This is a genomic window from Dehalococcoidia bacterium, assembly GCA_022449765.1.
GTDB lineage: Bacteria > Chloroflexota > Dehalococcoidia > Lucifugimonadales > Australimonadaceae > UBA2963.
The window spans coordinates 116,861-130,225 of sequence record JAKUPZ010000004.1; the positions used below are offsets into that span (position 1 = coordinate 116,861).

Annotated in this window: 13 protein-coding genes; 5 read left to right on the top strand and 8 right to left on the bottom strand. The window is 42.2% G+C overall.

The window, feature by feature from the left end; translation table 11 throughout:
* Positions 1–321 (top strand): ester cyclase (locus MK127_03135; GenBank protein MCH2531793.1); only part of this gene is annotated, 321 nt, incomplete at its 5' end.
* A gap of 1 nt (position 322) precedes the next feature.
* Here the strand turns inward: MK127_03135 and MK127_03140 are convergent.
* On the bottom strand, positions 323–1,375 hold the full coding sequence (locus MK127_03140) for an amidohydrolase (GenBank protein MCH2531794.1): 1,053 nt from the start codon (positions 1,373–1,375) through the stop codon (positions 323–325).
* A gap of 109 nt (positions 1,376–1,484) precedes the next feature.
* Between MK127_03140 and MK127_03145 the strand changes: the two genes are divergently transcribed.
* The gene (locus MK127_03145; GenBank protein ID MCH2531795.1) at positions 1,485–3,077 is read left to right on the top strand and encodes an asparaginase domain-containing protein; all 1,593 of its coding nucleotides are present in this window, start codon (positions 1,485–1,487) and stop codon (positions 3,075–3,077) included.
* On the opposite strand, the gene MK127_03150 is transcribed toward MK127_03145, so the two are convergent.
* Positions 3,074–4,318, bottom strand: a complete 1,245-nt coding sequence (locus MK127_03150) for an MFS transporter (protein ID MCH2531796.1) — start codon at positions 4,316–4,318, stop codon at positions 3,074–3,076. The genes MK127_03145 and MK127_03150 overlap by 4 nt on opposite strands.
* Before the next feature lie 106 nt (positions 4,319–4,424).
* Between MK127_03150 and MK127_03155 the strand changes: the two genes are divergently transcribed.
* Both MK127_03155 and MK127_03160 read left to right on the top strand, forming a co-directional pair.
* Complete coding sequence (locus MK127_03155) at positions 4,425–5,549, top strand: cupin domain-containing protein (GenBank protein MCH2531797.1); 1,125 nt, start codon at positions 4,425–4,427, stop codon at positions 5,547–5,549.
* Between the two features lies 1 nt (position 5,550).
* Positions 5,551–5,835, top strand: coding sequence for a hypothetical protein (locus MK127_03160; protein MCH2531798.1), 285 nt, complete (start codon positions 5,551–5,553; stop codon positions 5,833–5,835).
* Positions 5,836–5,934: 99 nt separating this feature from the next.
* On the opposite strand, the gene MK127_03165 is transcribed toward MK127_03160, so the two are convergent.
* The 6 genes from MK127_03165 to MK127_03190 form a co-directional block, all read right to left on the bottom strand.
* Positions 5,935–6,117: a hypothetical protein gene (locus MK127_03165; GenBank protein MCH2531799.1), complete on the bottom strand. Its 183-nt coding sequence runs from the start codon at positions 6,115–6,117 to the stop codon at positions 5,935–5,937.
* 255 nt (positions 6,118–6,372) lie between these two features.
* Positions 6,373–6,957 carry a hypothetical protein gene (locus tag MK127_03170; protein ID MCH2531800.1) on the bottom strand — a complete coding sequence of 195 codons (585 nt, stop codon included), beginning with the start codon at positions 6,955–6,957 and terminating at the stop codon, positions 6,373–6,375.
* Between the two features lie 27 nt (positions 6,958–6,984).
* Entirely contained in the window at positions 6,985–7,692 is a 708-nt protein-coding gene (locus MK127_03175; protein MCH2531801.1) for an ABC transporter ATP-binding protein, read from the bottom strand.
* A 3-nt stretch (positions 7,693–7,695) separates the two neighbouring features.
* Positions 7,696–8,478, bottom strand: coding sequence for an ABC transporter ATP-binding protein (locus MK127_03180; protein ID MCH2531802.1), 783 nt, complete (start codon positions 8,476–8,478; stop codon positions 7,696–7,698).
* Entirely contained in the window at positions 8,471–11,392 is a 2,922-nt protein-coding gene (locus tag MK127_03185; GenBank protein MCH2531803.1) for an ABC transporter permease, read from the bottom strand. The genes MK127_03180 and MK127_03185 overlap by 8 nt, the downstream gene beginning before the upstream one ends.
* Before the next feature lie 114 nt (positions 11,393–11,506).
* Positions 11,507–12,697 (bottom strand): ABC transporter substrate-binding protein, encoded by a 1,191-nt coding sequence (locus tag MK127_03190; GenBank protein ID MCH2531804.1) that lies wholly within the window; start codon positions 12,695–12,697, stop codon positions 11,507–11,509.
* A 232-nt stretch (positions 12,698–12,929) separates the two neighbouring features.
* On the opposite strand from MK127_03190, the gene MK127_03195 reads away from it, so the two are divergent.
* The coding region (locus tag MK127_03195) for a LysE family translocator (GenBank protein ID MCH2531805.1) at positions 12,930–13,365 on the top strand (436 nt) is incomplete at its 3' end.

Sequence of the window (13,365 nt, forward strand, 5' to 3'; positions counted from 1 at the left end):
GAGCCTATAAACCCCCTACTAACCATGTTGCGCACAGCATTCCCTGACTGTCACACCACTATTGATGAGCTAATCGATTCATGCGACAAAGTAGTAGCATGCGTTTCTTTCAATGGAAAGTTCCAAGGTACTTTCAGCGGGCATTCGCCAGGCGAGAACTTGTCATGGTGGAAACGTATAGACATATATAGGCTTTATAACGGAAAGATAGTAGAGCAATGGGGCGATCGTGACGATTACACCACTCTACAAAGAATTGGTGTTGCAGTACCTAAAATCAAAGACGAACGTCCCTTAGCTAGAGAGGCTGGCAGGCTCTAAGCTAGGAAATGGCATAAAGCTTAGAGGGATTTTCCGATAATATTTTATCTACGACAGAGGATTCGATTCGTCCATCAGATTTTAAATGCCTTAATGCTTCTAGTTCACTTGAAGTATCGGAATGGCCATAATCGGACCCAATCACTAAATTATCCCCAGAAACATGTTCCAAGATATAAGGAAGGTCATCATTAGTTTGGCAGGCAACGTACATCCCATTTTCACCTAATATGTCATCTCCTAAATCCCAACCTTCCCGATCGACCCTTCTACGAAGATCATTCAAAATATAGGGAAGCCAATTAGCAGCAACTTCAATGAATCCAAATCGCAAGCCAGGGAATTTTTGAGGTAGGCGCTTAAATAAAATTGAGTTGAATGCGCTAATAACAGGTAACTTATTTCGTGCATAGGCGTCACCTTCAGCAAGGCGAGCAAATGCGGCGTTTCCGCAACCCGCATGTACGGTTACGGGAAGGTCATTATCCAATGCTGCAGCATACAAAGGATCGAAATATTCGTCAGTCAGGCGTCTTTCACCTTCATATCCACGCATAAATACACCAACAGCTCCGTTCTCTTTTGCGTATTTCAATTGCGCAGGTACTTCTTCCATGCTATCCAATGAAGGAACAGTGACCCACCTAAGTCGTCCTTTGCTTTGCCAATATATATCTGCAAGCCAGCGGTTGTAGCTTTTTGAAAGTGCCAATTCAACTTCAGGTCTTTCAGAAACACGTGTTAAATATATAGTCGGGTATAGAACCTGAATATCTACTCCTAATTCATTCATGTGTTCCAAACGAGCATCTACATCACCTAGTGATCTCGTGCTGAAAGTAGTTTGAGAGAAACCAGACAATTGCTCAGATGTAGCTCCAGTAGAAGTAGTACCGAAAGGCCTCTGACGTGCATGACCATCAATAACCCAGAGCGGCCTATCTGGCCTATCTGGGTTTTCAATAGCTTTAGGCTTAAATTCAATATCCTGCGGGTCTAGATATTCCCATGTCTGATCGCTTTCAATAACGTGGCAATCTGAATCAATGATCATCTGCATTTCCTTACCTCGTCGGCAAACATGTATAGGATTGATCTAATATTTACATGTCGCGTAAAAGGATTCAATACTATAGGCAAAGCCCACGGGAAAGGAATAAGTTATGACAAAGCCCAAAATAGCCGTATTTTCAGGACCGAGATCCACGATAGCAAACTCCCCCACCCTAGTAACTAGTGATAAGGGTCGATTAGAGACTGACAGTTATTTACAGCGCCGGTTTGACCACCTAGTCCCTCAGTACTTACATGAACCCGTAACAGTTAGGATCAGAAAATACAGCGCCCATCCACTAGAGCAAGATGCAGAAGAGGTTTATCACGATAATGGAGAAAATTTCTTTGAAGTCCTACTAACTCCTGAAGATGGAGCGTATCTTTTACCTTACGTAGCAAGGCGTGATGACGGATCTGGTACAGGAACGCCTTTTGAGGAAAGTGACTTAAGGAACCCTGATATCAATTACGGTGGAAGGCAAACGTTTTTCCCTGACGCCTCTAAAGTATTCGAAGATATCGATAGGGGTATCAGCGGACGAGACTCTAAAGGAACAGTGGGTGTTTTGAATTCCATTGCTGATTATAAGTTCATACGAGCACTTCCTCCAGCAGGCTATACCAAGAATGGAGAACAGGCGGGCGTTGATTTTTTCCCTTATAGTCCACGACCAATTGGTAAATTTCTCACTAGTGCTTCTTTAGCAAAGGCGACCAATATAGTGCAATCAGCAATAAATTCAGGTGAATTCGATGGCTTCATTTGGTTAGAAGGAAGTCCTCATCTAGAGGAAACTTTGTATTGGTTTAGCTTATTAATTGACACGGCATTACCGTTTGTCGGCGTTTCGTCACAAAGGCCCCATGGAGAGCTTTCTAATGATGGAGACCGGAATATTGTTGATGCTGCAAGATACATCGCCTCTCAGCCATTAACTGGTATGGGAGCCGTGGGTATAGTTGATGAACAAATATTCGCTGCAAGGTCATTCAAAAAAGGAGATGCGAGGCCAGGTGGTTACCGATCTACTGGAGGCCATGGTGGAGTTCTTGGGAGCGCCAACAATGAGGTCAAGATATGGTACAAACCTGTCTATAAGACACTAAGCACGTCGGACTTAAGAATTACAGCAATTGATTCAACTGTCTCGTTTCAAGAATATGGGGACTCTGATAATGAAATATCCCTACAAATCAAAGATGACGATGGATCTTTAATTGGAAACGCAATAGCCTCTGTGCATTTAATAAAATATGGCCACTATATGGCCGAAGAAGATTCAAGTGATCCTGATTTAGAGGTTGATATCATCGCTCGAATCAACCGCGGCATAGATCAGGAGCAGTCCCCAGTCGCTCAGTCTCCCTTATTTCATGGATTCGTCTTAGAAGCTGCGGCGGGTTCTGGCTCTGCATTACCTAGTCAAATGTCCGCTTTAGCCATCGCTACATTTAATGGATTTCCAGTGGTTCGTGTAGGGCGTGGTGACCATGAAGGCCCGTTACCCGCAAACCCACTTGACCTCACAATCGAGGGCAGCAATTTAGACGCTACTAAAGCTCGAGTTCTCTTGAGAGCTGCAATGCTTAAGCTAGGGCGTCTACCAAAAGCTCGTGATCCAAGGAATCCTACCAGCATTGAAAGAGAGGCTACGGTAAAAGCTATAAGTAAATTTCAAGAATTATTTGATACCCATTAGCTTTTGGGCGCTGTATTACCTCGGATTTTATGTGTTTCAGGAACAAATAAGCCCAGGACAACTGCAGATAATATCCCGGCAGTACCAATTGTTCCCAAAGCTAAGGTGAAACCTGAAAATGAAGTGAGTACTGCAAATGCAGCTGGGTTTGTTGCAAACCCAGCTTGAGTCACAGTTCTCCCCACTGCAAAAAATCTTCCTCGAGCGCCTTCGGGGGCTAAATCTGAACCAATAACTTGCCAAGATCCAGTAAGCAAACTGTTAGTAATTTGAAGAACAACAAACCCAATAACAAAGTATTCAAATCCTAAGTTTGCGACAGATGTTATTCCAAGGAACACCATTGCAGTCCCTAATACTCCTAAACCTGGAACGATGGTTGTTTTCCTTCCAAATTTGTCCATCAAATAACCCGCAAGGAAGGTTAGAGGGATTCCAATTCCTGCCATAGCACTACTTAAAATACCTAAAGCAGCAGGTGTAGCGTCATATGCGTACGATGCATATACAAAAACAGTACTTCCAGCTACCACTCCACCCCGAGCAGTCATGCCTAACCACTGCGCCAGAAACATGACTGGAATAGGCTTTCTTACAAGAGTTTTCCAAGAAAAAGACTCTATATTAGCTGATGCCTTTGCACGATTTGGTCGGCCACCAGGTGCAGTTTCTTTAGTTAAGAATCCTGGTATTGTGGCAACTAATGCAAAAACTCCTTGAAATATAAAAGCTGTTTGGAGGCCATAATTTACTGCTAAGACGCCACCAATTATGGGACCAGCTAACGTACCTACATGTTGAACTCCTAATAGGCTTGTTATCATTCTTCCGCGTGATTGATTGGGATTAGTATCTGCAATCATTGTGAGCCTGCTCAGAGTCCACATTTGAGTTCCCCAACCTCCGATAAATCTATATAGAAGAAGCTCTGTAAAAGAACCGGAAATTGCCACTAAAAACGCAGAAACTGCAGTTAAAGCTGGGCCAATAATTAAGATTCGCCTTCGGCCAATTTTGTCCAACATATAACCGACAGGGATACTTGCAAACAAGGCTCCAAGCATATTTGACACAAATACAAGGGAGGCTTGACCAGGACCTACTCCAAAGGATTTTGCAAATTCAGGCACTACTGGTACCGTAGCTCCAAGACCTAAACCAATTGCCACTGCAGGCAGGTGCAATTGGATGAGAATTTGCACTATTGAGTTTTTGTTATTTTTGCTAGGCTGGGTACCCAAAATACCTTCTTAATTCTTAGCTGAAGAACAACTTCGCTTGACTGACTCCACGCACCATAGTAGAACCCTTACAAAAGATCTATGTTTCGCTTTTGAGGAGACCCTAATGCCAGAATTAAGTCCTAAACCTGAAGTTAAAGAGAATCAAGCACAAATAACTAAAATTAGCGCCTATCAAACATTTATCGAAAAAGAAGGTATTCCAAATATTACTGGTTTTGCCATCGATGATTTAAGAGCTATAGAGGTTGAACCTTGGTCGAGGCTTGATTGCAAAGGGGCGTATATTAATCTTGATGGTACTGCAGGAACGAATGACTGCTATATCGCAGAAATTGCCCCTGGAAGCAAAATGGCACCTGAAAAACATTTATATGAGAAAAATATCTATGTTCTAAGCGGGCGCGGTGCCACTTTGGTAGGGGATGACCCTAAGAATCGAACATCTTTTGAGTGGAAAGAGGGAAGTGTTTTCTCGATACCAATCAACGTCTGGCATCAACATCTCAATGGGTCAGGTACTGAACCCGCAAGGTTTTTTGCAGTTACTACTTTGCCTTTGATACTTAATTTCTTCCATAATGAAGATTTCATTTTCAACAATCCTTTTTCATTCTCTGATCGCCTTGGAGACAGTAGGCAATTCCAGGGAGAAGGTCAAATGTTTACTGGAACTTCGGGAAGAGTGAATGTTTGGGAAACTAATTTCATTCCTGATATAGATACTTTCACGACATTTACGTGGAAGGAACGTGGTGCAGGAGGTTCAAGTGTAATGTTTGAGCTTGCGGGAAATACGCAAGCTGCCCATGTCTCCCAATTCCCTGTTGGTACATATAAAAAAGCTCATCGACATGGACCAGGAGCCCATGTCGTGATTATCTCTGGCGAAGGTTATAGTTTACTGTGGCCTCCTGAAGGTAATGTACCCGATGATGTAATTCGCGTTGACTGGAAAAGAGGCGGCTTAATTGTTCCTCCCAACAATTGGTTCCATCAGCATTTCAATGGAGGTGCAGACCCTGCAAGGTATATGGCCTTTCGATGGGGTAGCCAAAAGCACGAATTCGTGTTCGATCCAGGTGAAGCAGATTTAAGTGAGAAGCTTGGTGGGGCTCAAATTGAGTATGAAGATGAGCACGATTGGATTCATGACACATTTGCAGAAACTTTAAGTAAATCAGGAACAAAATCAAAGATGCATGATTTTATTTCACGCCTGAATTCTTAAAATGGGCCTGTGCGAGCAAATTGTAAATAATGGAATACAAAATGTGGCAGATATCGCTCTTCTACGGACTAGCTTGCTAAATGACCTCGCATCAGGTGCAGTATCAACAAGTGATGGAAAGGAAATTGACAGCCTTTGTGTTCATCTTCTAGGCATTATCAATGCTCGTTTGTCCTTTGACCCCGCAATTCATCTAAAAAAACAGGAAACATCTTTCTCTACCGAAAGTAGCAATCTAGTGATCCATGCATTAATTAAGCGGATTAATGATTTCGCCTCTGATTAGGTATATATAAAAACCTCCCTAAAAGAGGTGATGTCTCAATCAGGGAGGTTTTTATATTAACTAGAGATATCTAAAGCAGCACTAAACTCTTAAGTTGATTTATCCTAGCTCTTTAGCGGCTTTTTCAGCATCAGCAGCGCTAAGGATCCTAAATACCTTCTGAGTAGGATCTTCAGCTGCGACGCCTTTAATAGCTTTTCGGCCGTTTTTCATTGTTACGAGCTCAGGGTCTTTGATCTCGACATTTTTCTTTAGTTTCACACTATATGCTGTATATGCCATTGTAACTCCTATAAACTCTGTACCTATTGGTGTACAGACTTCCCAGCCATAATAAGGAGGCATCATGCATAGCATCTATATTCAACTGGGAAGACTATATACCTATAGGTATATATCAAAGTTAGCCTTATTACAACTAATTTATTAGAGAAATAAGGCTAATTCTTCACTTACCACCGTGGAAACTGCTAGCGCTTAAAAGCCCATTTCTGGCGCGACTATATGCGCCATGAAACATATTTTAATTCTTTCGGATTAGCTAGAGAGGCTCAAGCATCCTTCTGCAATTCGATTGAGAGCCTTCCATTGACTCAAATCAATAGGGGCTATTCGCCAGCGATTAGTGCCTCTGTAAATTTCTATGCAAAAACCAGAAAAATCACCATGCAAGCTTGTGATCTTTATGTTTCCTAACTTTGCTGGAAGTTCTTGTATCTGAGAGTCGTTAGTAAACTGTTCAGCCAGCTTTGCAGCATTCTCTGTAGCTTCCCAAGAGACCGATTTTATCTTCCCAAAGATAGGAAATGTTCTATGTTTTCGTGATTTTATTTCGACATTGCCGATTTTTAAGCCAATTTGCTTAGTAGGTATTGCAAAGTAGAACCACCACGCAGGAGGATTATGTTTACCTCTATCCCTTTTAATAATATTTATATATTTGATAATGGATTCGGAATGTACCCAAGTAATGCCCAAGCTTCGGCGATGCCACGGGTTAAATAGTTTTTCTTCAGCAATACCTCGCTCCGCGAGCTCACAGTCAATCCCAATACCCATTAAATTTTTATAGAGATGGTCTCTAGTTGGGTCATATAATTTTTTTAAAAAGCCTTTAAACATGTCCACTCCCCTATCGGTAAAATAATTTCATCCCAAGAAATATTCACCTATTTGCTCATCTTTTAATATATTGTCAGCTGTATCTGTGTGGACAACTCGTCCTCCTGCGAAAATATAGCCCCTATCAGATTTCGATAATGATAGACGTGCATTCTGTTCCACTAGTAAAACAGAGATCCCTTCCTGCCTTAACAAATCAATGTTTGCTAGGATTTCTTGCTGGTACAAAGGCGATAGTGCAGCAGTCGGTTCATCTAGTAATAAAAATTTAGGATCAGAAATCAATGCACGTGATATTGCCAACATCTGCCTTTCTCCGCCTGAAAGAGAAGCAGCAAGATCATTCATCCTTGATTGCAAGTCAGGGAACATCAAACATGCTTTCCTGATTCCTGCAGATAGCTTCTTGGGAGATAGGTTTATACCTCCCATTTGCAAATTCTCACCCACCGAGAGCGAAGGAAACACGTTATCAACTTGCGGTACGTAACCAATTCCGCGTTCGACTAATCTATCAGTGCGCCAACGTGTCACATCAGTGTTGTTGTACAACACCTTCCCTTTTTGGAATGTAGCGAGGCCAAAAATGACTTTCAAAAAAGTTGATTTACCGCATCCATTGGGGCCTATGATTGTCACAAATTCACCAGGGTCCACGTACAAATCAATACCATTCAAAATCTGAACATTACTGTATCCACCCTCAAGCCCGTTAACTTCTAAAACAGGGTTCATAATTTAATTTACACCCGAATCGCCAAGGTAAGCCTCGACAACATTTTTGCTCTTTCTAATTATTTCAGGCTTACCTTCTATTAGAACCGTACCTCTATCCATCACAATTATTCGATCAACATCACGGCGTAATATAAATCCCATATTGTGCTCAATTATTAACATTCCTATACCTTTTTCGGAGGTAAGTGCTCTCAGGTTCTGGAAAATTCTTTCTGCCAGAGGGCCTGCCACACCAGCGACCGGTTCGTCCAGCAATAAAAATTTAGGTGAGCTCATTAGTGCTCTGCCTATATCAACTAATTTACTTTGACCTCCTGATAATTCGCCCGCAAGACTGTGTGCAATATGTGATATCTCTAGCATATCTAGTATCTCATATGCCTCTTCAATTCTGCGCTTTTCGCTAGAGCGTGAACCGGGAAGTAGTAATGACAGCACAGGATTAGGAGCGAATTGATTCCGAGGAGGAACAAGTAAATTTTCAATAACAGTCATTTCCTTCCACAGTCTTGTGTGTTGAAAAGTCCTTGTTAGTCCAATTTTTTGAACTTGATCGGGGCGCATGCCAGTGGCATTTTTACCTAAGACTTCAATGGTTCCTGAAGTCAGTGGTAAAAGCCCTGATATACAGTTAAATGATGTGGTTTTTCCACATCCATTTGGGCCAATCAATCCTACAAATTCCCCTTCTTCGACTTGAAAAGAAATTGTATCCACGGCCCGAAGTCCACCGAAATCTTTAGTTAAATTATTTACACGGAGCGCTGGTGAATTTTTATTCATCTACAACCCCATTCTTCGTTGCTTGCTCATGCCTATTTTTGGTGCGTTTTGGCCGACTTGGAACTTCAGGCAAAAGCCCTTTAGAGGACGAAAGTAAAGCCACAATAATTACTAAACCAACGAGCGCAAGTTTCAAGGAAGGCAATGATAATAGGACGTTACTTCTCGGAAAAACTTCCGCAATGGACTGTGCAGACCAAATTAATCCTCCGACATCCTGAATCAACCATGCAAAAATGCTATCAAGGTAAGCAGTCACATCATGAAATGGAAGACTTGCCCCTCCCCTTGAAACCACCAAAATATTAAAAACAAATTCCACAATAACTATCAAAAATGCACCAATTATCATCCCACGATTATTGCCGCGACCACCCACGATATATGCAGCCCAAATCAGAAAAGTCGTTCGTACAGGGTTCATAAAATCAGGCCATATATTGGTGTTCAACCACGCCCATAAAGCTCCTGCCAATGCAGCAATTGCTGCACCCAATGCTAAGCTCATGGCTTTGTGCGTCAAAATATTGTGTCCATGATGCTGGCTTACAAGCTCATCTTCTCGAATTGACCTTAATATTCTGCCCCATGGAGAGGATAAAATAGTACTTAAAAGCAACCAAACTCCAATAAGACAAGTGATTGAAATAATAGCTAATAAGACCACATATGGAGCTGGCCCATTTAGCCCTAATAGATTTCCAGTTAGCTCCGAAGGAAAGCCATTCCACCAATCGTCGAAAGGATTTGCGTAATTCGAGATACCTATCCCAGTGGTAACAGTACCTGCGCGTAGCAAGGGTTCGGCCTGTAAGGAAATACGCAATGTCTCACCAAGTGCGATTGTAACAATTGCAAAGTAATCCATACGTAACCTAGCAGTAGGATATGCCAAGAACCATCCTGCAGTAGATGCAATTATGATAGCAATTACAGTCGCTAACCATGGGGAAATTCCGTACCCATTAGTTTCTACAGGAGCCGTGAGTAACCCTACAGTAACAGCTCCGATACCAACAAAAAATATAACCCCAAAATTGGTCATCCCAGTAATACCGGTATGTAGATTTAAGGAAAATGCCGCTAATCCAAAAATACCAACAAGCGCCATAATACGTGCCACTTGCAATGTTTTCGTAAGACTACTGACACTGGGAAGAAGCCAAACCACGCAAAGAAGAACCAGTAAGAAAATAAAAAACATAATCCATGAGCCACGATTAGAATCGCGCGAAAATTTGATTCCCCTATGTACCTTAGGTACAGATATTTGTAAGTTCTGGACTATGTAATTTTTAGGTACAAGCAAATACGCTGATAGTGCAACCAAGTAACTTAGCGGCACTTTCCAGGCTAAATATATGAACTGGTTTATCGCAAGGTCCATTTTCCCTTTAGCTATAAACAATCCTTCTGCAAGGACTGAAGCAATCGACGTATTCTCGCTACCGAGGCTGTAATTACTAGTTAAACTGCTTAAGCCATGAGAATTGGGTTTTGATATTTCTCGTGAGCGTTTTTTCCTAATGCGTTCTATATTCCAATTTGAGACTGCATTTCCTATTCCGCTTGGAGCTATGAGGAGCAACCCAATTAGAAATATAAATGGGGTTACTTCGGCAAATCCGCTTGCAGTTGGGCGGTCTAAGGCGTTTCCGGCGCCTATCAATATTGGCTCAGATATAGCACGCAGAGCACCTACGATTAATGCGCCTATTATTACCCCAGGTATCGATCCGATAGAACCAAGAACTATGATTGCAAATGCAGGCAGTAAAAGCATGAGGCCAAGTTCAGGGTTAATAGGTAAAATAGCCGCAAGGAGCGCGCCACCTATTCCGGAAATTCCAGCCGAAATAAAAGCTGTACTGCCATAGACACGTTCAACGTTTATTCCGCTTGAAGCCGCAAGATCCGCATTATCTGCTACTGCGCGCATCTGCCTTCCAAATCGAGTACGGTGCAATAGAATTAATAGCAGTAGTAAGGCTGAGAATATACCTACAACAAGTATGATCTTTGAGTATGCAAAGCCATACATATTCACGCTGCCAACTAGTTCTAAAAGTGGGTTATCCGTATTTTCACCAAGATGGAGCTGCAATCGCTCTGTGGGAACTTCTATTGTTGACGTTGTAAGTCGCCAATCTTTATCAGGAACAAACCGGAAGGATGCCCCACTAAATCGCATAAACAAAAATGCCCGAAGAACCATTGACACGCCGAGGGACGCTATCATCATTACCTGAGAAGTAGCCATTTTGTCGCGAAGTTTTTTATAAACAATCCGATCAAATAGCAGTCCAATAGTTCCAGTAATGAAAAATGCCCCAATACTTGCCCAAATCAATAAGCTCCAGTCAAATATTCCATCCTTCGGAGCAGTAGCCAAAGGGTAAAAAGTATCTGACCACATTAAGGTCAAAGCTACGTAGGAGCCAACAAGCATCATTTCTGCCTGAGCAAAATTAGCAAAGTGTTGAACTTTATAAGTTAGAGTTAATCCAATTGCTACGCTTAAATAAACCGCCGACCAGTAAAGGCCACTTAAGCCAATTGATGACAGGTTAAAATTAATTGTTGCTGATCTACTTAGGCCAGTGAGTACCAAATCTAGAATTACAAATCCTATTAGAACCACCACAATTGGACTTGTAACGATTAAAAGGCTCTTTACTCCAGCTTTAGTGTTGTTGAGGATCAATCTGACGAGAAAAATGCTACCTAAAAACATTTCGAATGATAGTAGTAGCCATCTTAGATCCCCACTGATCAAACCAAATGACACCAGCAATCCTGACTGGTGTATCAATCCTGCATAAGAATCAAAAATAAGAATCAACCCAATTACAAGCTGGCGTAACCATTGCGAACTATAAATCGAGTTTTGCCTTATCTTACTCAAGGGCAACATTAATAAACTTACCCTCCAGTAGGGTTCACTATCCGATTATTTACACTAATTGGTCTGCAGCGGAGCACCGCTGCAGACCAATATTGCCTCATACAAATTGAATATGAGGATTTCTTACTTTGTGGCTAAACCACCATCTACGGTCCAGATTCGTGGACAGGAGAAAGTTGTGCCATCAAATTGGCATACCTCGTAGCCAGTACCAGGAACGTCTCCATTTGCATCAAATGTGTGAGTTCCACTAGCTCCAGCGTAATCAACACCTGTCTTCGCTAAAGCAGCCAAAATATCCCCTCCGGAAATAATCGCGGCTGCAGCTATCTTAATTGCGTCGTATGTCTCACCAGTATAAATCGCTCCATCCGCGCCACCAGCAGCTTTGTAAGCAGCTTCAAAGCTGGATTTTGTATCAGATTTTTCACCTGGTCGAGGCCTTGTAGCGATTAAGCCTCCAACTGCATCAGTATCTGTAAATGCGTCTACAAATGCAGCATCAGCTACACCATCAGCACCAATAACTTTTCCTGTAAACCCTTGTGCCGATAATGCTTCCATGATTGCAGCTCCATCAGTCGCGTAGGACATCAATAGAACCGAGTCACATCCTCCGTCAATCACTGATTGGGCCAGAGTAGAAGCATTGTAGGAACCTTCAGCTGGGTCATACCCAATTGAAGTACATACATCTCCGCTCCAGTTAGAAGCGAAATTATCACCAAGTCCTGAGCCATAATCATTAGTCATGTACAAGACTGCAGGCTTAGCAGCACCAGCGTCCGAAGCAACCGAAACTAATCCAATTGCTTGCTGTGCATCACTAGGAACAACTCGGAAAAGATGTCCTTTGTCATCAGCATTAGTTATTGCTGGTGATGTACTTGCGTACGATACCATCGGCACACCTGCCGGGGCTGCCACAGCAATCGCTCCAAGTGTTGCACCTGAACATGCAGCTCCAGCTATTGCGGATACTCCGCTATCGATCACAGTCTGTGCAGCTGTCGCAGCCTGCGTGGCATTACAGCCTGAATCACCTATTATCAATTCGAAAACGAATTTCCCTGAGTGGGTATCGTTAAGCTCTTCTATTGCGACCTTCCCTGCGTCCTCAAAGCCAGGTGCGTATTGTGCTATAGGCCCAGTGACTGGGCTTAATAGTCCAATTTTCACTGTCTGAGGTGCGGGAGTCGGCGTAGCTGTCGGTCGAGGCATAGGCGTAGGCGTAGGGTCCTCACCGCAAGCAACTGCAAAACTAGCTAGCATCATTGCCGATAATGCGACAATCAATGTTTTTCGTAATTTCATAATTACATTAATTCCTTTCCGTCATATCATAAATTCCTAATTAGCGTAACTACCGACGATTTGAGCCGTTTTCCCCTCCTTCAGATTTAATAAAAACAGTTATTTCGTTACCATGTTTAAGTATAATCTTACTTTCCGTCACACGATATAAGTATTGTAAAGAAATTTTAGGTAATTTAATAATCTCGTATTAATTTTAATGAGGTATTTACCTCTAGAATTTGAGTAAAAATTGGATATTATAAATTGGCTGCAAATAGTACTGATTTGCATATTGGGGGCAATTTCCCCTGGTCCTAGCCTTGCAGCGGTAATTAGCAATACCACCTCATCGGGGCGTTTTTTTGGAGTTACTACAGGAATTGGGCATGGTATTGGAATCACTTTATGGGCATCCATTACTGCAGTGGGTATATCTGAAATGATTGTCAATAATCCGAACCTATTAGCCACTGCTCAGCTCTTAGGTGCTTGCTTGCTTGGCTATATCGGATATCGCACGATTGGTACTAGTATCACTTTTGAGAAAAATTTGGCTTCCACTGCAAACCCTCATTTAGCAAGAGGCCTGAGTGAAGGATTCATGATTGCGCTATTGAATCCTAAAATCGCATTATTTTTCTTAGCGATTTTCAGTCAATTCATCATCCCAGATTCTAACTGGGTTG

What these genes read in the sequence shown, in the direction of transcription:
- MK127_03140 (MCH2531794.1), bottom strand. Translation starts at nt 1,375, where the DNA reads ATGATCATTGATTCAGATTGCCACGTTATTGAAAGCGATCAGACATGG.
- MK127_03145 (MCH2531795.1), top strand. Translation starts at nt 1,485, where the DNA reads ATGACAAAGCCCAAAATAGCCGTATTTTCAGGACCGAGATCCACGATA.
- MK127_03155 (MCH2531797.1), top strand. Translation starts at nt 4,425, where the DNA reads ATGCCAGAATTAAGTCCTAAACCTGAAGTTAAAGAGAATCAAGCACAA.
- MK127_03160 (MCH2531798.1), top strand. Translation starts at nt 5,551, where the DNA reads ATGGGCCTGTGCGAGCAAATTGTAAATAATGGAATACAAAATGTGGCA.
- MK127_03165 (MCH2531799.1), bottom strand. Translation starts at nt 6,117, where the DNA reads ATGGCATATACAGCATATAGTGTGAAACTAAAGAAAAATGTCGAGATC.
- MK127_03170 (MCH2531800.1), bottom strand. Translation starts at nt 6,957, where the DNA reads ATGTTTAAAGGCTTTTTAAAAAAATTATATGACCCAACTAGAGACCAT.
- MK127_03175 (MCH2531801.1), bottom strand. Translation starts at nt 7,692, where the DNA reads ATGAACCCTGTTTTAGAAGTTAACGGGCTTGAGGGTGGATACAGTAAT.
- MK127_03180 (MCH2531802.1), bottom strand. Translation starts at nt 8,478, where the DNA reads ATGAATAAAAATTCACCAGCGCTCCGTGTAAATAATTTAACTAAAGAT.
- MK127_03185 (MCH2531803.1), bottom strand. Translation starts at nt 11,392, where the DNA reads ATGTTGCCCTTGAGTAAGATAAGGCAAAACTCGATTTATAGTTCGCAA.
- MK127_03190 (MCH2531804.1), bottom strand. Translation starts at nt 12,697, where the DNA reads ATGAAATTACGAAAAACATTGATTGTCGCATTATCGGCAATGATGCTA.